Annotated in this window: 20 protein-coding genes; 9 read left to right on the forward strand and 11 right to left on the reverse strand. The window is 35.2% G+C overall.

Going from position 1 to position 18554, the window contains the following annotated elements:
• Positions 1–6: 6 nt before the first annotated feature.
• The 6 genes from FKR84_RS02550 to FKR84_RS02575 form a co-directional block, all read right to left on the reverse strand.
• Complete coding sequence (locus FKR84_RS02550) at positions 7–1029, reverse strand: COX15/CtaA family protein (RefSeq protein ID WP_141420624.1); 1023 nt, start codon at positions 1027–1029, stop codon at positions 7–9.
• 22 nt (positions 1030–1051) lie between these two features.
• Positions 1052–2473, reverse strand: a complete 1422-nt coding sequence (locus FKR84_RS02555) for a CCA tRNA nucleotidyltransferase (protein WP_141420625.1) — start codon at positions 2471–2473, stop codon at positions 1052–1054.
• Positions 2474–2693: 220 nt separating this feature from the next.
• A complete protein-coding gene (locus tag FKR84_RS02560) occupies positions 2694–3251 on the reverse strand; it encodes an L-threonylcarbamoyladenylate synthase (protein WP_141420626.1) in 558 nt (185 codons plus the stop codon).
• Positions 3252–3256: 5 nt separating this feature from the next.
• Positions 3257–3979, reverse strand: coding sequence for a glycosyltransferase family A protein (locus FKR84_RS02565; protein WP_233357644.1), 723 nt, complete (start codon positions 3977–3979; stop codon positions 3257–3259).
• Positions 3966–4895, reverse strand: a complete 930-nt coding sequence (locus tag FKR84_RS02570; protein WP_141420627.1) for a glycosyltransferase family 2 protein — start codon at positions 4893–4895, stop codon at positions 3966–3968. Before FKR84_RS02570 ends, FKR84_RS02565 begins: the two co-directional genes overlap by 14 nt.
• Position 4896: 1 nt before the next feature.
• Positions 4897–5955 (reverse strand): glycosyltransferase family 4 protein, encoded by a 1059-nt coding sequence (locus FKR84_RS02575; RefSeq protein ID WP_141420628.1) that lies wholly within the window; start codon positions 5953–5955, stop codon positions 4897–4899.
• Between the two features lie 79 nt (positions 5956–6034).
• Here FKR84_RS02575 and FKR84_RS02580 point away from each other — a divergent pair, with 79 nt between their 5' ends.
• Positions 6035–6802 carry a lipopolysaccharide kinase InaA family protein gene (locus FKR84_RS02580; RefSeq protein ID WP_141420629.1) on the forward strand — a complete coding sequence of 256 codons (768 nt, stop codon included), beginning with the start codon at positions 6035–6037 and terminating at the stop codon, positions 6800–6802.
• A 4-nt stretch (positions 6803–6806) separates the two neighbouring features.
• Here FKR84_RS02580 and FKR84_RS02585 read toward each other — a convergent pair whose 3' ends face one another.
• A complete protein-coding gene (locus tag FKR84_RS02585) occupies positions 6807–7565 on the reverse strand; it encodes a glycosyltransferase family 2 protein (RefSeq protein WP_141420630.1) in 759 nt (252 codons plus the stop codon).
• Positions 7566–7606: 41 nt separating this feature from the next.
• Between FKR84_RS02585 and FKR84_RS02590 the strand changes: the two genes are divergently transcribed.
• On the forward strand, positions 7607–8428 hold the full coding sequence (locus tag FKR84_RS02590; RefSeq protein ID WP_141420631.1) for a glycosyltransferase family 2 protein: 822 nt from the start codon (positions 7607–7609) through the stop codon (positions 8426–8428).
• Between the two features lie 139 nt (positions 8429–8567).
• Here the strand turns inward: FKR84_RS02590 and FKR84_RS02595 are convergent, their stop codons facing one another.
• From FKR84_RS02595 to FKR84_RS02605, 3 genes are all read right to left on the reverse strand, one after another.
• A complete protein-coding gene (locus tag FKR84_RS02595; RefSeq protein WP_141420632.1) occupies positions 8568–9653 on the reverse strand; it encodes a UDP-N-acetylglucosamine 2-epimerase in 1086 nt (361 codons plus the stop codon).
• A complete protein-coding gene (locus tag FKR84_RS02600; protein WP_141420633.1) occupies positions 9643–10764 on the reverse strand; it encodes a glycosyltransferase family 9 protein in 1122 nt (373 codons plus the stop codon). The genes FKR84_RS02595 and FKR84_RS02600 overlap by 11 nt, the downstream gene beginning before the upstream one ends.
• A gap of 96 nt (positions 10765–10860) precedes the next feature.
• Entirely contained in the window at positions 10861–11679 is an 819-nt protein-coding gene (locus FKR84_RS02605) for a 2,3,4,5-tetrahydropyridine-2,6-dicarboxylate N-succinyltransferase (protein ID WP_141420634.1), read from the reverse strand.
• An 87-nt stretch (positions 11680–11766) separates the two neighbouring features.
• On the opposite strand from FKR84_RS02605, the gene ruvX reads away from it, so the two are divergent.
• From ruvX to mazG, 4 genes are all read left to right on the forward strand, one after another.
• Complete coding sequence (ruvX, locus tag FKR84_RS02610; RefSeq protein ID WP_141420635.1) at positions 11767–12174, forward strand: Holliday junction resolvase RuvX; 408 nt, start codon at positions 11767–11769, stop codon at positions 12172–12174.
• Between the two features lie 219 nt (positions 12175–12393).
• Positions 12394–12984, forward strand: a complete 591-nt coding sequence (gene def / locus FKR84_RS02615; RefSeq protein WP_141420636.1) for a peptide deformylase — start codon at positions 12394–12396, stop codon at positions 12982–12984.
• 54 nt (positions 12985–13038) lie between these two features.
• Positions 13039–13479 carry a DUF5606 family protein gene (locus tag FKR84_RS02620; protein WP_141420637.1) on the forward strand — a complete coding sequence of 147 codons (441 nt, stop codon included), beginning with the start codon at positions 13039–13041 and terminating at the stop codon, positions 13477–13479.
• Positions 13480–13693: 214 nt separating this feature from the next.
• Positions 13694–14470, forward strand: coding sequence for a nucleoside triphosphate pyrophosphohydrolase (mazG, locus tag FKR84_RS02625; RefSeq protein ID WP_141420638.1), 777 nt, complete (start codon positions 13694–13696; stop codon positions 14468–14470).
• Positions 14471–14496: 26 nt separating this feature from the next.
• On the opposite strand, the gene FKR84_RS02630 is transcribed toward mazG, so the two are convergent.
• On the reverse strand, positions 14497–15141 hold the full coding sequence (locus FKR84_RS02630; protein ID WP_141420639.1) for an alpha/beta hydrolase: 645 nt from the start codon (positions 15139–15141) through the stop codon (positions 14497–14499).
• Between the two features lie 94 nt (positions 15142–15235).
• Here FKR84_RS02630 and FKR84_RS02635 point away from each other — a divergent pair, with 94 nt between their 5' ends.
• The 3 genes from FKR84_RS02635 to menD are packed head-to-tail and all read left to right on the forward strand — an operon-like array spanning position 15236 to position 18548.
• Positions 15236–15658, forward strand: a complete 423-nt coding sequence (locus tag FKR84_RS02635; protein ID WP_141420640.1) for a PaaI family thioesterase — start codon at positions 15236–15238, stop codon at positions 15656–15658.
• A 3-nt stretch (positions 15659–15661) separates the two neighbouring features.
• The gene (locus FKR84_RS02640) at positions 15662–16777 is read left to right on the forward strand and encodes a chorismate-binding protein (protein ID WP_141420641.1); all 1116 of its coding nucleotides are present in this window, start codon (positions 15662–15664) and stop codon (positions 16775–16777) included.
• Between the two features lie 34 nt (positions 16778–16811).
• The gene (menD, locus tag FKR84_RS02645) at positions 16812–18548 is read left to right on the forward strand and encodes a 2-succinyl-5-enolpyruvyl-6-hydroxy-3-cyclohexene-1-carboxylic-acid synthase (protein ID WP_141420642.1); all 1737 of its coding nucleotides are present in this window, start codon (positions 16812–16814) and stop codon (positions 18546–18548) included.
• The last annotated feature ends 6 nt before the right edge of the window (positions 18549–18554 follow it).

Genomic DNA, 18554 nt, shown 5'->3' on the forward strand with positions numbered 1-18554 from the left:
TTAAACTTATTTACTAAAACGATGCAAGGCAAATGTCATTGCCGAAATCATAAAAAATGCACCAATCTGGTGTGCAATACCCAAACTTAAAGGCACTTTGTAAAGAATAGTAAATACGCCAAGGCTAAATTGTAAAATAACCAAAAGTACCAACGCGTTAACAGCATATTTCTGTGCTTTGCTTAACGCGAATTTTCGGGCTTTATGCCATATAATTGCCACGGCAATTACTACCAAATAAGCGAGCGTGCGGTGTATAAATTGAATACCGCTAGGGTTTTCTAAGAAATTTTTATAAAGTGGTTCTAAAAGATAAACCGTGTCGTGCATAAACATACCTTCGTTCATCATTGGCCAGTGGTTATGTAATAAACCAGCTTTTAAACCCGCTACAAAACCGCCATAAATAATTTGTATTAATAAAATAATTACTCCAATCACCAACCAGTTTTTTACCGGTTTGAGTGCAGGTTTTCTTTTCGGAAAAATTAAATCTAACGCCACCCATAAAGTTGCAGCAAAGGTTAGAAAAGCTGTAGTTAAATGCGCTGCCAATCTGTAATGACTAACATCTGGCATATCTACCAAGCCGCTTTTTACCATGTACCAACCCAAAAAGCCCTGAAAAGCGCCTAAAGCTAGTAAAACCAAAGATTTTTTTATAGTAGGTTTACTGAGTTGTTTGGTTATTAAAAAATATAAAAACGGAAGGATAAACACCAAACCGATTAAACGTCCCAACACACGGTGAAACCATTCCCAGAAATAAATAGCTTTAAAATCTTCTAATTCAAAATGCGTGTTATAGGCGTTAAACTCCGGAAATTGTTTATACAAATCAAAAGCTTCTTGCCATTCTGCATCGGTAAGGGGCGGGATGGTACCGGTAATTAATTTATAATTAGACATAGACAAACCGGAGTCTGTGAGACGGGTAATGCCGCCAACAATTACCATAATAAATAACAAAAAACAACCGGTAAGCAACCAGTAAATTACTTTTTTATTGTCTTTTTTTCTTTGTTTCATAGCCTTATTATAACCGCTCTTTTTAGGCCACAGCGGTTAATCCCATTTTTTGGCCTTGAGCTAACATAAATTTTTTAGCCGCCTCGTATTCGTTTGGTATTTCTCCTTCTAAAATAGCTTCTTTAATCGCGCTTTTTATAATACCTATTTCGCGCGATGGCTTTAAGCCGAAAGTTTTCATAATCTCATCTCCAGAAATTGGGGGTTGAAAATTACGAATATGGTCGCGTTCTTCTACCTCTTTAATTTTTTCACGTACTATCTTAAAGTTATTATGGTATTTTTTGTAGCGTTTAGGATTTTTGGTAGTTATGTCTGCCTCGCAGAGCGTCATTAGGTCTTCTATATAGTTGCCGGCATCAAAAATCAATCTCCGTACGGCCGAGTCGGTTACATTTTCTTCTGAAATAACTATTGGTCGTGAACTCATTAAAACCAATTTTTGTACGAATTTCATTTTTTCATTCAACGGCATTTTAAGGCGTTTAAACAACTTAAAAACCATTTTTGCACCCACAAACTCGTGTCCGTGAAAGGTCCAACCAATTTTTTTATGAAAACGTTTGGTTGGTGCTTTACCAATATCGTGCAATAATGCCGCCCAACGCAACCATAAATTATCTGTATTTTGAGCAATATTATCTACTACTTCTAAGGTATGCCAAAAATTATCTTTGTGGCGTTGGCCTTCTTTTTCGTCTATGCCTTTTAAAGCCGAAAGTTCTGGTAGAATAAATGGCAGTAGTTTTGTTTTGTTCAGTAAAGCAAAACCTACAGAAGGTTTTTCTGCCAATAAAATTTTATGCAATTCGTCTACAATTCTTTCCTTAGAAATTATTTTTATGCGTTTGTGGTTGCGGGTAATCGCTTCTAAAGAATCGGTTTCTATTTTAAAATTTAATTGTGTAGCAAACCGAATGGCGCGCATCATCCGTAAAGGATCGTCTGAGTAGGTAATATCAGGATCTAAGGGTGTTTTTAAAAGCTTCTGTTTAAGATGTTCTAAGCCGTTAAACGGATCTAATAATTTTCCGAAATTTTCTTTATTTAGCTGAAGTGCCAATGCATTTATAGTAAAATCTCGCCTGTTTTGGTCGTCTTGCAAACTGCCGGCTTCTACAAAAGGCTTCCTGCTATTTTCTGAATAAGACTCTTTTCTGGCGCCTACAAATTCTATTTCCATGTCAAAAGCACGCAACATTGCCGTGCCATAAGTTTTAAAAATCTGTACTTTTGGTTGGTGCGGTAAAAGTCTAGCAACTTCTTCTGCCAAGGCAATACCACTGCCAACAGCTACTATATCTACATCTTTGGGATTGCCACGCTTTAAAAAATAATCGCGTACAAAACCACCAATTACGTAGGTTTCTAAATTCAGGTTCTCTGCGGCTTGGCCAATGTATTCAAAAATGGAATGGGATAAAGCTTCTTGATAGTTTTGCACAGTGTAGAAATCCTTTTTTTAAACTTGTTTTTTGTAATAACAAGCTTTGTTTTTCTGGTTGCAAAAATAGCATGCTTATTTATTTTAAGTAAATTTTTGCAGTAGTATTCTTAAAGGATTAACGAATAGTTTTATATCGTTTTTTTCCGTTTTTCTAATTGTAAATGCGAGACTGATAAGAATTTTATGTTTAAGGAATTTTTTGATTATTCTTAAAACACTACTTTCTTATTACCGAAACTTTTCCGTCAAGGCTTAATTTAATAACCGTTGATGGTTTGCCGAGCTTATACTTTTTATCTTCTACCACATAATCTACAGCTTCAATAATTTTAGGATCTATTTGCTGAAAAGTTTTTGGTGTTGATTTACCGCTAAAATTGGCGGAGGTAGAAACAATAGGTTTTTTAAACTTACGGATAAGCTGATTGCAAAATTTACCTTTACAAACCCGAATACCTAAAGTGTTGTCTTTGCCTACCACATTTTCTGCTACTCTAATTGGGTTATCGTAAACGATAGTAGTAGGTTTGGCGGCATATTTTAAAATATCGTAAGCAACTTCCGGTACTTCTTCTACATATTGGTTAAGCATCTTAAAATCGGATACCAGGCAAATCATTGCTTTTTCTTCTTGGCGCTGTTTTAAAGCATAAATTTTATCTACTGCTTCTGCATTGGTGGCGTCGCAGCCAATGCCCCAAACCGTATCGGTTGGGTAGAGTAGGAGTCCGCCTTTTTTAAGAATATGTATAGCTTGTTGTATGGTTTCTTTCATAATTTTTAATGTTGACGAGTCCAGTGGGTTCTGGTTTGTATAGATTTTTGATAATATTTTTCTTCTTCGCTCAAATTATCACTATCTACATACCAAGGCAAATGTCTTGCTTGATAAGGAAAACCTGTGCGAACAATAGGAGTTGCGCCACTTCTTTTGCCGGCTTTAGAAAAAGGCCGGTATAAAGCAAAAGTAGTGTCTATTGGTGCTAAATAAACATTCTTTTCTAAGGTTTTATTGTAATAATTTTTTTCCCATTCAATTACTTTTTCTTTATTTTTAAAAGTGTCGGGAAGGTCGTCTAACTTTAAAGAAAACCCAACTTTATGTACTTGCGGATGTTTTTTAAGCAGACTGTAAAAATAGTTTAAAAAATCTGCCGGACATTCTTCTACCGGCACTACATCAGAGTCTGTGTAAACAAAATAAGAATGCATATACTTGAACCAAAGTCCGCTTTTCCATAAAGCTTTTGAACCATAATTTTTTTTCAGAAAATGTACGTGATAGTCGGTTTTTTTATAAAACTCCACTAATGGCGGGTAGGTAGATTGGTTGTCTAAAATATGCAAATTGGTATAGCCTCGGGTTTCTAAACTATTTAAAAGCTGTTGCAAGGTTTCTAAACGATTATAATTATTGATAAAAATAGGTGTTTTCTTATAATCTTTAGGCATAGAAGAAAATAAGCGAAGAAATTGCGCTATTTTATTTTTAAACTTCTTCATGTACTTGCTGTTGCATTTTTAAAGATTTACTAAGTGGGGCGCCAATTAAAAAGATACCAAATAATTGCCAATATTTTGGTTTTACAATAGAACTAAAAAAATACCGAATAAGATAGTAAGCAAGCAAAATTTTATGTTGCCAAAAACCATAATGTTTTCTAATGTAATAAAGCAAAGAGATTTTTTGCTCTATTTTTATACTAATATTCTTTTGGGTGCTTTTACTTTTATAATGAATGTATTCTAAATGTGGCACTAAATACGTGTGCTTTTTAAAAGTTTTTAAAATACGTCTGCTTAGATCAGATTCTTCATAATATAAAAATAGATTAGTGTCAAAACCTCCGGCTCGATTAAAAGTTTTGGAATCACAAAACATAAAAGCACCTTGTACATAATGTACTTTGGTTGGTTTTTTATAGCGTATTTTTCGGTTTAAATAGGTTTTTGGAAATAATTTCTCTAACAAAGGTCGGCGTAAAATCTCTCTTCCTAAACTGGAAAAATGATCTATGCTCACCATAAAATTTTTATCTTCATCCAGCATTTGCGGAGAGCAGATAGCAGCGTCTTTTTGCGTTTGCATAAAATCCTGCAATTGCCACAAGCAATTTTTAGAAATTTGTAAGGTGTCGTTGTTTATAAAAGCATAATATTTTGCTTTTGCGGCGTGGTTTACCCCCAACATATTGCCGCCTCCAAAACCGGTATTTATTTTACTGCGTACCAGTTTTACTTGCTTTTCTTCTTTAAAGGCATTTTTTAATAACGCAAATTCTCCTTTTTTAGAGGCATTGTCTACTACCACAATCTCTAAAGATCTGCTAGTGTCGTGCATTTGCAGAATAGACTTGGTGGCCGCAATGGTAAAATTGGCGGTATTGTAGTTTATTATAATGCAGGAAACGTCTATCATTTTAATCTAAAATGGATTGCCAATTTAAAGCAATTTTTTTAACTGAAAAGTTTTTGGCTTCTTCTTTGCCGTTTTTTTCTAAGTCCTTATAGGTTACTTCCGGCAGTTCTAGCGCTTTTAAAATGGCTTCTTCTACTTTTCCTTCCGTAAACAGAATACCGGTTTTTTCTGTAATTATCTCTTTGGGGCCAGAGTGCTTTGCCGCAATTGGTATAACGCCTTGCGCCATTGCTTCTATAAGTACCATACCAAAAAGTTCTTCCCACTTCCTGGTTTTTTTAGAATTTAAAAGTAAAAATTCGTGTTTGCCAAGCAGTTCTACCAATTTATCTTTGTCTGCAATATGGCTTGTAAAAGAAATATTCGCATTGTTTTTTGCAGCTTCTTCTGCCAAATTTTCTAATTTACCGCTACCAATTAAACTTAATTGCAGAGCTTTGTTTTCCGCTGCAGCGAAAAAACCTATTAACTCTTCAATACCTTTTTCAGGAAGCATTCTACCTATATAAATAAAACTTTTCGGAATTTTAGACTGTGCAGATTTCTTAAAAAATAAAGGGTTCACACTATGAAATACCGTGCTTATTTTCTGTGACGGAATCTTATAGTTTTCCAATAAAGATTGCTTGCTGGTTTTTGAAACGCAAAAAATATGGTTGGTTTTTTCTTCTAAAAAGTCTTTCCAAACCTTAAAAATTTTTTCACTTTTATTTTTTTTGGGATGAAAGCTTTTGTCCCAGCAAGTCCAAGACGTGTGATAATAAATTTGATGGTTTTTTAAAACCGGCAGTAATCGCTTTAGCTTTTTGTCGAAAGGCGCGATACCTAAAACTACTTTTTTATCTTTACGGAAAAGCAAAAACAGCAGGAAAAACAAATTAACCCATTGCTTTTTAAAACTTTTCCAGTCGGCTTTTTTTGCAGATTTAAACATTTTCCCGAATACCGAAAACTCCCGATATTTTAAAACTATATGTTGCTTTTCTAACAAATAACGCAAGCCAATATAGTGACTGTTGGCGCCATTTTTATGTAAAATGTATACGGTTTGCTTGCGCATATAGGCAATAAGCTATTTTGGGATGCAAATATACAGTTTAAATTTATACTTTTGTTAGCCAGAATAAAGACTAATCTATATGAAGGAAATAAGCGTTTTTCACGAAAAGTTTACCGCTTACGAAAAAGAGGTAAAACAAATTCTGAATAACTTTACAAAAAAAGGAAACCTAATTTCCGGCGGCGAACGAAATACGCTAAAAACCTTCTTACTTTCTAACGATATTCGTATTAACGTTAAGGCTTTTAAAGTGCCAAACCTCATTAATCAAGTCGCGTACAAACATTTTAGAAAAAGCAAAGCCCAACGCTCTTTTGAGTATGCCAACATTTTGCAAGAACGCAATATTGGTACGCCGCAACCTATTGCGTATATAGAATATCCTAGCGCATTTCTGTTTAAAAAAAGTTTTTATATCTGCGAACATTTGGAAGCAGACTACACTTATCGCGATTTGACAAAAGATTTTGACATTCCAAACTACGAAGAAATCTTACGTGCTTTTACGCGTTTTACCTACAAATTACACGAAAACCAAGTCTTGTTTTTAGACCATTCTCCTGGTAATACCTTAATAAAAAAGGAGCAAAATGCTTATTCTTTTTACTTGGTAGATTTAAACCGTATGCAGTTTAAAAACTTAAGCTTTGAAGAACGCATTAAAAATTTCTCCCGGTTGACCATTCATAAAAAAATGGTAGAAATTATGAGCCACGAGTATGCCAAATGTATCAATGAGCCGTACCAAAAAGTATTCGATTTAATGTGGCAAGAAACCGAAGCTTTTCAAGAAAAATACCACCGAAAAAGACGTTTAAAAAAGAAAATAAAGTTTTGGAAAAAATAAATTGCTAGGTTTTACTTTTCCACAACTCCCGCAACTTGCTATATTTTAGAAAGGTAATATTGGCGGTTTGCACGCAAATAACAAAACCGTTGTAGCCGTCTAAAAATCCTAAACGTAAAAAGTAAGCTTTAAAAAAAGCCCAAGACGGATTTATAACACTTTTATACCATGGGGCTTTTTTGCCCAGTTTGTAATAAGCCTTAGCAGCAATGGTAGAAAAATATTCGGTTTTTTGGTTAAATTCCGAATAGCTTTGGTAGGTATAATGTAAAATATCCCCTTGTAAATCTCCGGCTTTGGCAGCCTTTTCCAATTCTATATGATCGTGCGGATTTATACCTGCCCAAGTTGCTTTTCTACGGTCAAAAACCCGCAATTTTTTATTCGGATACCAATCGGAATGTTTTATCCATTGTCCACAAAAATTATTAAAGCGTTTACAGTAATAACCGTCTTTTTGCCAGTTTTTCTTTATTTCTATAATGCTTTCTTGCAATTTTTTAGAAAGGCTTTCGTCGCCGTCTAACGAGATTACATAATCGTACGAAGCTTGCTGCAAAGCAAAGTTTTTCTGTTCTACATAGCCTAAAAACTTTTGCTCTATAAACTTTACGGAAAAGCTTTTACAGATTTCTGGCGTGGCGTCTGTAGAGTAGGAGTCTACCACCACAATTTCGTCTGCTACCGGGGTTAAAGAAGCCAAACAAGCTTCTATATTTCGGGCTTCGTTATAGGTTATTATTACGGCAGATACTTTTTTCATTTTCGCTTCAAAATATTCGTAAAAATACTATTTTTGCTGGAATGAGCAGGTTTAAAGCATCGGTAATTATAAGTACGTACAACCAACCCAAATGGTTGCAAAAAGTTTTATGGAGTTATACCTTCCAAACAGAAAAAAACTTTGAAATAATTATTGCCGATGATGGCTCTACCAATGAAACTAAAGAACTTATAACTAATTTTAAAAAGGAAAGCAATCTTAGTATTTCTCATGTTTGGCAGGCAGACAAAGGTTTTAGAAAAACCACTATCTTAAACAAAGCCATTGTAAAAACCCAAAGCAATTATTTAATATTTACCGATGGCGATTGCTTGGCGCGGAAAGATTTTGTAGAAAAACACTTGGCTTTAAGCAAAGAAGGTTGTTTTCTCTCCGGCGGTTATTTTAAATTACCGCGTGCAACTTCCGATTTAATCGAAAAAAAACATATAGAAAATCAAATTTGTTTTGATGCGAAGTGGCTTTTAAATAATGGCGTAAAGAAATCGTTTAAGGTAAATAAACTTACCGCTAAAGGTTTAAAAGAAAAACTGCTAAACCAGTTTACACCAACCAAAGCCACTTTTGACGGGATGAATGTTTCCGGAGAAAAATCTGCCATATTAGAAGTAAACGGTTTTGACGAGCGTATGCAATATGGCGGCGAAGACCGCGAAATTGGCGAGCGTTTACAAAATGCCGGTTACCAATTTATACAAGCGCGTTACAGTTTAATTTGTCTGCATTTATTTCACGAACGGCCGTATAAAAACGAAGAAAGTTTGCAAAAAAACCAAGCTATTAGAAAAAATACCAAAAAGCAGAGATGTGTTACCACGGCTTATGGAATTAAGTCTTTATAACCTCTTTTGGCATACTTGTTTAGTTTCGCAAATAAACCAGAAAGCATCCCAATGTCACGTCGAGCGCAGTCGAGACGTCCCTAGCTGGACTCCAACTGTATTTAATAAAACAATCTTTCAAGCAAATATCTAATCTAATTTATTTTTTCGATTTTTCTATTTGATAAGCTTTGTTATAGGTTTTTAACGGAAAATAATCTAAACGTTTTCTAACTTTATATTTACGTAAAAAATTAAAAGGTTTGGATTTTAAATCCGATTTATCAGAGTTTAGAAAATTAATACTTGCATTTATAACGCGCGCGCTGGATTTTCCGTCGTAATACGGATGCAATTCTGCAATAAAATTTTCTATGTTTTGCAACAATTTTTCAGAAGGATTGGCGGCTTTTTTAAAAGCTTCAGAAATGTTTTTTGCTTCGGTAACATTAAGCAAATAATCGTGTTCTATGGTGTGTCTAAACGTTACTATCGGTTTTTTCTGTAAAATAAATTCTTGAATGGCAGAAGTAGTATCTGCAAACATAAAATCTGCTTGCTTAAAGAGCGGAATTAAATCTGTAGTGTTATAATAAGTAAAATTATCGCCGCTTAGGTTTTTCCATTTCTCTTTAATTTCCGTGGGAAGTTTGGGATGCAAAACCATCTTAAATTTATAATCTCCCGAGGCAGATAAATTTTTAACTACATCAAAAACATCTTGCCTATAAGCTAAACTTAATTTCTGACTAAAAGTAGAGGCAATCATTACTGTAGGAATGCTAGTGAGTGTTTTCTCTTCTAAAGGAAATAGAGGATCTACTTTGCTCCAGCCGGTTTCTTCTACCCTAAAAAAACCGTATTGTTGTGCCTTTTCTTTAAAAACCCGGGTGGTATTTGGACCTTGCGTACAATATAAGTCAAAAAAATCCCGAATTCTAAAATGGTAAAACGTGTTATTTTTTCCTGGTCGTTTTTGTGCGAAAAATCCGTGGAAAATTTGCACTTTTATTCCGGTTAGAAAGTCGGCTACGTCGTCTGTGGCGGTTAAAACTATATCGGGTTGGTAGGCAACCGCTTGTTTTATAGTTAACACATTTTCTTTATGCGATAAAGCACTTTTACCGTCTTCCAGCTCGCTAAACCATTTTACGCTATGGCCTTGACGCAAAATTTCTTTTTCCAAAGGTTCGCCAATTGGTACGGCGTAACTGTAGGAGATATATATTAAAAATTTATACTTCATCTTTTATTTTTTCTATAAAGCGGTGCAAATCTTTTTTTAAAAATTCCGGTTTAAAAGCCTGGTAATAAGCTTCCGGATTCCTTTTGCTTTTGCTTAGGTCTTCTTCCGTAAAGGAAATAAATTCTGATAAATGTTTTGCAAGGTGTTTATCTTCCTCAATTTTCCCGAACCAATTTTGCTTATTAAGATAAGGTGCAAAAATAGAAAAAGTAGGAATACCCAAAGCTTTTGCCATATTGTTTGCCCCGCCTTCGTTACCGATTACCGCTTTGCAAAAATGCGTAATTGCTAAAAATTGCCGTAAACTTTTACCAAAAACCTCAAAATAAATATGTTTCTGGGTTTTTTCCGTCGTAGCGGAATAAATTGCTAAAGCTTCTTCGCGTTGTTTAGGTATATAATTAAACAATACTTGCACTTCTTGCCAGTGGTTTACCAAATAATCTAAGAGTTTTGCCATATAGTTTGGCGGATAGGTTTTTTGCGGACCGCTTCCCAAAACGCTAATCATAACAATAGGCTGAGATAGATTTAAACCGGATTCTTCTAAAAATTGTTTAGCGTTTTCTTTTTCAGACGTGCTCAAATAAATTTTTGGCTCTAGATTTTGAAAATTTATACCTAAAGGTTTCAACAAGCTTAACCTATTTTCTATTGCCAAACTTGCTTGATTTTCTGGTGTGGCTAAACGCTCTATGGTGTGCGAATAAAAAACACTGGTATGCTTTTTATGGTAGGCAATTTTAATTTTTGCACCGCTGTAATAACTTATTAACGTGCTGCCAATTTTTCCGTAAACATCGATAACTACATCGTAGTTTTCATTTTTAATGCCCAACAAGAATTTATAAAACCGTTTTACAGATTTCTCAATTTGGGTAGTGATGACCACTTTTTTATCGATAAACGGATTATTTTCTAAAACCGGTAATGTATGCTGGTTTACCAAATAATGTACTTCTGCGGTTGGAAATTCTTTTTTTATGGCTTCGCATAACATAGAAGAGGTAAGCACATCGCCAATCATTTTTTGCTGAATGACCAAAAATTTCTTTCCGTTCAAATCCTTCCGTAAAGAAGAATTGCTGCTATTTTTAGATAATTTGGTCATTGCGATATTCTTGGTTTAGTTTTAGTACATTTAGCAAGTTAAAGTAAAAAAAGTTGCTCCAAATTTATAAGTTCAGAGCAACTTTTTAATCACAATTTAAACCGCCACGTCGTAAGTGCGTAGAGCATCGTTTAAAGATGTTTTTTTGTTGGTACTTTCTTTGCGTTTTCCAATAATCAATGCACACGGAACTTGGTATTCCCCGGCAGGGAACTTTTTGGTATAACTTCCGGGAATTACTACCGATCGCGCTGGCACAAGACCTTTGCTTTCTTTAGGCTCGTTGCCGGTAACGTCTATAATTTTTGTAGAAGCGGTAAGTACGACATTGGCGCCTAAAACTGCTTCTTTTTCTACTTTTACGCCTTCTACCACAATACTGCGCGAACCTAAAAACGCGTTATCTTCTATAATTACGGGAGCTGCCTGCAAGGGTTCTAAAACGCCGCCAATGCCAACGCCGCCAGAAAGATGAACGTTTTTGCCAATTTGCGCGCAACTGCCAACCGTTGCCCAAGTATCTACCATAGTACCTTCGTCAACATACGCGCCAATGTTTACATAACTTGGCATCATAATCACACCGCTGGAAATATAGGCGCCGTGTCTGGCAACAGCGCTTGGCACCACGCGAATGCCTTTTTCTTTATAGCCGGTTTTAAGTGGCATTTTGTCGTGGTACTCAAAAATACTGGCTTCCATCGTTTCCATTTTTTGGATGGGAAAATATAAAACCACGGCTTTTTTAACCCATTCGTTTACTTGCCAATCTCCGGAATTAGTAGGTTGCGCACAACGTAATTTCCCGGCATCTATTTGATTGATAACTTCTCTAATGGCTTTTATTGTATCTTGTTCTTTTAAAAGTTCGCGGTTGTCCCAAGCTTTTAAAATAGTTTCTTTTAGTTTTTCCATAATTTCAATTTTGGGGTAAATATAAGGGCTTATGCGCAAATACTACAAAAAAGCGCTGGAGAAGTCTTATCTTTGCAAAAAAAATAGATGGCACGAATTTTAGCTTTAGATTTTGGTACAAAACGTACCGGCATTGCCGTAACCGACGAACTACAAATTATCGCTTCCGGACTAACCACGGTAAAAACCCCCGATTTGCTTACTTTTTTAAAAGATTATTTTGCCAAAGAAAAAGTAGAAACAATGGTGGTGGGAGAACCAACGCAAAAAGACGGTTCGCCATCGCAAAGCGAAGAAGCCATACAAGAATTTCTAAAAGAGTTTAAAGAGAAATTTCCGCAAATGCCTATAGAAAGAGCAGATGAACGTTACACCTCTAAAATGGCGATGGAAACCATGATAAACAGCGGTATAAAAAAGAAAAAACGCCGTAACAAAGAATTGATAGACGAGATTAGCGCCACTATAATTTTGCAGAATTATTTGTATAAATAGTAGACATTTAAACATCAGTAAAAAACGGAAATTATATTTATACAGAAGAAGCTGATAATTCAGAAAAGCAACTAATTTTTGATTTTAATTAAAGAATAAAACGCTAAGTACATTTATAAATTTTAGAAAAAGCGGCAACGTAAGCTCTATAAATAGTTTAAATGCTTAAATTTGCAGCGATTTAAAACGAAAGTTTTTTCAATTTAATAGAAGAAAAAAATGATTTTACCCATAGTAGCTTACGGCGATCCTGTTTTAAAGAAAAAATGTAAAGACATACCACAAGATTACCCCAAACTAAAAGAGTTGATAGAAAACATGTGGGAAACCATGTATAACGCACAAGGCGTTGGTTTGGCCGCACCACAAGTGGGAAGGTCTATACGCCTATTTTTGGTAGATGCCTCGCCTTTTGCAGAGGACGACTCTTTGCCGGAAGAAGAAAAAGAAGCCTTAAAAAACTTTAAAAAAGTCTTTATCAATCCGCAAATTGTAGAAGAAGAAGGAGACGAATGGGCGTTTAACGAAGGTTGCCTAAGCATACCAGAAGTACGCGAAGACGTTTTTAGAACTCCGCAAATTACAATAGAATACCAAGACGAAAATTTCGAAAAGCATACTGAAACTTTAAAAGGTTTAGCTGCTAGAGTAGTACAACACGAATACGACCATATAGAAGGCATTTTATTTACAGACAAACTCTCCAGCCTTAAAAAACGACTTATTAAAGGCAAACTGCAAAAAATAGCCAAAGGTGCTATTAGTGTAGACTACCGTATGCGTTTTCCAAAAGTAAAAAAAGCACGGTAATCATTTTGTAAATAGTACAAGAGATTAGATATTTGCCAACCAAAAAATAAAAAAATGAGCTTAGAAAAAATATTATCCATTTCGGGAAAACCCGGTTTATACGAATTAAAAGCCCAAACCCGCGGCGGTTTTGTGGCAGAATCTTTGGCAGACGGCAGAAAAATATCTGTAAACGTACGCCACAACGTGAGTATGCTTAGCGAAATCGCAATGTACACCTATACAGAAGAAGTACCATTGCGCGAAGTTTTTCAAAATATTGCAGAAAAAGAAGACGGCAAAGAAGCAATTAGCCACAGAGAATCTAAAGATAAATTAGAAAACTATTTTTCTGAAGTATTGCCAGAATACGACGAAGACCGCGTATATGCCAGCGATATTAAAAAAGTTTTCCAATGGTATAACATTTTGGTAAAAGCCGGTAAAACAGACTTCTCAGAACCGGAAGAGCAAAGCAACGGAGAAGAAAAACCCGATACAAAGGAAGAAGAATAAATACAGCAGATAAAAAGTATCAAAACTGTTTAAGAACTTTGTTTTTAAGCAGTTTTTTTATGGCGTTACCTTTTCTGCTATCTGCAGAAAAGGTCGGGCTTTACATTGCAATCTTTTTTTGCCATTTATGGCAGCAAAAAAAGGATTTACACTACAATCCCTAACGCAAAATAACTTCTTTATAAAAAATTGTAAATTGCAAAAAAATCGTGCTATGAACTCCAGAGAAACCCAGCTAAAAGCCTTAGACAGATTGCTCACTATAATGAACGAGCTGCGCGAGCAATGCCCTTGGGACCGTAAACAAACCCTAGAAAGTTTGCGCCATCTTACCATAGAAGAAGTCTACGAGCTTGGCGATGCAATTTTAGATAATGACCTGGAAGAAATAAAAAAAGAACTCGGAGATGTTTTGCTGCACATTGTCTTTTATGCCCAAATTGGCAGTGAGAAAAAAAGTTTTGACATAGCAGATGTAGCCAATACTATCTGTGAAAAATTAGTATCTCGACATCCGCATATTTACGGCAATGTAAAAGTAGAAAGTGAAGAAGACGTTAAAAAAAATTGGGAAAGTTTAAAATTAAGAGAAGGTAAAAAAAGCGTTTTAGAAGGCGTTCCGCGTTCGTTGCCGGCAATGGTTAAAGCCAGCAGAATTCAGGAGAAAGTAGCCGGGGTTGGTTTTGATTGGGAAAAACCGGAACAGGTTTTTGAAAAAGTAAAAGAAGAGTTAGAAGAATTTCAGCACGAAGTAAAAACCGAAAATAAAGACAAAATGGAAGCCGAGTTTGGCGACGTACTTTTTTCTTTGGTAAATTACGCCAGATTTTTAAACATCAATCCGGAAAATGCTTTAGAACGCACCAACAAAAAATTTATAGGCAGATTTCAACACATAGAAAAAAGAGCAGCAGAAAACAAAACTCCCCTAAACCAGTTAAGCTTAGCAGAAATGGACGAATTTTGGGAAGAAGCAAAATCTATTCCCTAACCCCTTATTTTCCATTCTCTAATTCCTTAGCCTGCAATCTTTTTTAATAAACCCCGGTTTATTTCATGTTTTCCTTCAAAGGGAAGAATTTCTAAATTCTCTTTTCCAAAAAGTTCTTCGGCGCGGGTAATTTCTTCTTTAACGCGTTTTGCGTTGAGGTATTCGTCTTGTTTTCCGTAAAGCAAACTAACTTTCGTTTCTTTTAAAAACTTAAAATCTTCTGCTGTTAATTCTTTAGGAATACCACCGGAGTGAATTACCAAATCTGCGCAATCTATTTTTCGGCTGGCAAGCCATCGCATAATTACAGAAACCCCTTGCGAGTAGCCAAAAAGAATAAGGCGTTTATCGCCGGGTATATTTTCGTTTGTAAAAACGGCATCTAAATAATTTACTATATTTTCTGTTTCTTGCTTTGTGTTTTCGCGCGTTAACCAACTGGCACCAACATGTTTAAAATCTGTTTTTTGATAGTATTTAGATGGTGCTTGGGGTGCGATTATATAATTTTCTTCTTTATCTAATTGCGCGAAATATAGAATAAAATACTTACTCAAATAGCCTAAACCGTGGCAAGCAATCCATACATTTTTTGTTTTTTCTTGCAATTGGTTTCGGGTAGAGTAGGAGTTGGTTGTAGTATAAGAAACTTGCTTTTCTGCAGAAGCCATATAGGTTGATTTTTGTATTTTTACAAAAGAAGTAAATAATTTTAAATTCTGCCGAAGCTTTTAAAAAAGCTTAGCCTTTTTACCAAGAAAAAAAATGAAGTATACAAAAGAAGAAATATTATCGCGTTGTGCACAAATGTGCAAAAACACAATGATGGAAACCTTAGAAATGGAATTTATAGATGTTGGAGAAGATTTTTTAACGGCTAAAATGCCGGTAACAACAAAAGTACACCAACCTGATGGCGTTTTGCATGGTGGCGCAATGGTGGCTTTGGCAGAAAGTGTTGGCAGTGCCGCCAGTTTTATATTTTTAGATGGCGAAAACTATTATATTCGAGGTATTGAGATTTCTGCCAATCATATAAAAAGTATTGCAGAAGGAGAGGTTTTTGCAAAAGCAAAAATTTTACATAAAGGCAGAACCACGCAGGTTTGGGATATTAAAATTCGGGATGCTGAAGATAATTTGATTTCGTTTGTTAAATTAACCACTATCGCGTTAGCTAAAAAATAAATTATGACTACTGCATCGGCTTTTTTTGAGAGAATATCTACCCAGCTAAACAATAGTTTACCTTTTGTTGTGTATAGATATCCAAACAGCAAAACCATAAAAGCGCAATTTCAAAACACGGCTACTTTAGAGTTTTTAGAAAGCTTTGAGCAAGAAGGTTTTATTTTTGCTCCTTTCGATACATCTAGTAAAACCATTTTTTTTGCTAATGAAGATGCAGAATGTTTTAGCATTTCGCAAGATATAGAAATGCCGGCCGTAAATTCTTCCGTAAAGTATACGCCAAATATTCAGGAAAAAACGCAGCACGAGCATTTGGTGGAAAAAGCTATTGCGGAAATAAATAATACGGATTTAGAAAAAGTGATTGTTTCGCACAATCCGGTTTTAGCTACGCAAACCCATGCTCTTGCATATTTTAAAAGTCTGTTGGCCATTTACAAAACGGCATTTGTTTACATTTGGTACCATCCGCAAGTTGGTTTATGGTTGGGTGCAACCCCCGAAACTTTACTACAAACCGAAGGCAATAATTTTAAAACAATGGCTTTGGCTGGCACACAAGTTTATCAAGAAAAAGAACTAAAGTGGCAGAAAAAAGAAATAGAAGAGCAAGCTTGGGTAACCCAATCTATTTTGGAAGATTTAGAAAGTAGCGGCGGCGCAGAAAGAATTTCAACTTCTAAAACTTATACGCATCCGGCGGGAAAAGTAGCACATTTACGTACCGATATTACCGGTGTTTTTAACAAAAAAAAATTAGGAGAAATAGTTACTGCTTTACATCCCACCCCGGCAGTTTGTGGTTTTCCTAAAAAAATGGCCAAAGATTTTATTTTAAAAGAAGAAAATTATAATAGGCAATTTTATACCGGTTATTTGGGAGAATTGAATACCAAAGTGCAAAAAACACGCAATAAACGAAGCAGAAATGTAGAAAACTCTGCTTATAATCTAATAAAGCGCCAAAGCAATTTGTATGTTAATTTGCGTTGTATGCAAGTTTTAGAAAACAAAATTTTGCTATATGTTGGGGGCGGAATTACCAAAGATTCTAAGCCTATGGCAGAATGGGAAGAAACCTTAAACAAAGCTAAAACTATACTGCAAGTAGTATAATTAAGTTTATTTTTGAAGAAAAATACCAACTTCTATGCAATATTCTAGCATTCCGCTTGCGCAGACCATTACTTTTTTATGTTTATCAAAAGATATTAATCATGTAGTAATTTCTCCGGGTTCTCGAAATGCTCCTTTAACGATAAGCTTTTCTAATCATCCTGAAATTGAAGCGTACAGTGTGGTAGACGAGCGTTCTGCTGCTTTTTTTGCACTTGGTTTGGCGCAACAGTTGCAAAAACCCGTGGCACTTTGTTGCACCTCGGGCAGTGCACTTTTAAATTATTATCCGGCTATTGCAGAGGCTTATTATAGTGACGTTCCGCTGGTGATTATTTCTGCCGATAGGCCGGTAGAGCGAATAGATATTGGCGACGGACAAACAATTAGACAAAAAAATGTATTTGCCAATCATATTTTATATTCGGCCAACTTGTATTCTGAGTTGGTGGTAGAAGCTTTTCCGTTAGACGAAAAATTAAAGCAAAAACAGTTTGAAGCCTGTAAACATAATGAACGGGAAATAAATTTGGCTTTAAATACAGCTATAGAAAAAAATGGTCCGGTACATATTAACGCGCCTTTCTACGAACCGCTTTATGGTCTTACCAATGCGCCAATTGTTGAGCCCCTAAAAATAGAACCTATTCGGGATGCAAAAACAATTTCCGCGAAAGCGTTAAAGCCTTATGCCAAGATATGGAATACAGCAAAACGAAAGTTGGTTTTGGTAGGCGTCAATAAGCCAAACGCCGTAGAGCAAGAGTTTTTAGAACAGTTAGCCGCAGATCCTTCTGTGCTTATCTTTACGGAAACTACTTCTAATTTACACCACAAGAAATTTATTACCAGAATAGACAAACTTATTGCCCCGGTAGAAAATACGGCAGATGAGCGGCAATTTTTAAAAGACTTACAACCCGATGTTTTATTGACGTTTGGGGGCTTGATTATTTCTAAAAAAATTAAAGCATTTCTACGCAGCTATCAACCTACGCACCATTGGCACGTTGACCCAAAAAAGGCTTTGAATACCTACTTTTGCTTAAACAAACATTTTGATGTTAAGGCCAATATATTTTTCAAGGAATTTTTGCCGCTGGTAGAATTTCCGGAAAGCGACTATCAAAAAACTTGGTTAGCGATTAATAAAAAAAGAAATATTCATCACGAAAAATATATGCAAAGTATCCCTTTTTGTGATTTATTGGCTTTTAATATCTTGTTAGATAAAATTCCGCGAAAGCAAATTTTACACCTTTCTAATAGTAGTATTGTGCGTTATGCACAGCTTTTTAAACTATCTTCAAGTTTGCAAGTTTATTGCAATAGAGGTACCAGTGGAATAGATGGTAGTTCTTCTACAGCTGTGGGAGCTGCCGTAAAAGCCCAGCATTCTACAACTTTAATTACCGGAGATTTGAGCTTTTTTTATGATAGCAATGCACTTTGGAATAATTATATCCCACCTACTTTTAGAATTGTGATAATAAATAATCAAGGCGGCGGTATTTTTAGAATTTTGCCCGGTGCTAAAGAAACGTCTTACTTTGATACTTTTTTTGAAACCCAACACAAGTTTAATGCAGCACATTTGGCTGCTATGTATAATTTTGAATATATAAAAGCAACTGATAAACAAAGTCTGGAAGAATGTTTAGGTAATTTTTATACAGAAAGTGATAAACCTAAAATTTTGGAAATCTTTACGCCAAGAGAAGAGAATGATTTATTCTTAAAAAATTATTTTAAAAGTTTATATGAAAACTGAATTTTA

The sequence above is a fragment of the Haloflavibacter putidus genome (genome assembly GCF_006546625.1).
Classification (GTDB): Bacteria; Bacteroidota; Bacteroidia; order Flavobacteriales; family Flavobacteriaceae; genus Mesonia; species Mesonia putida.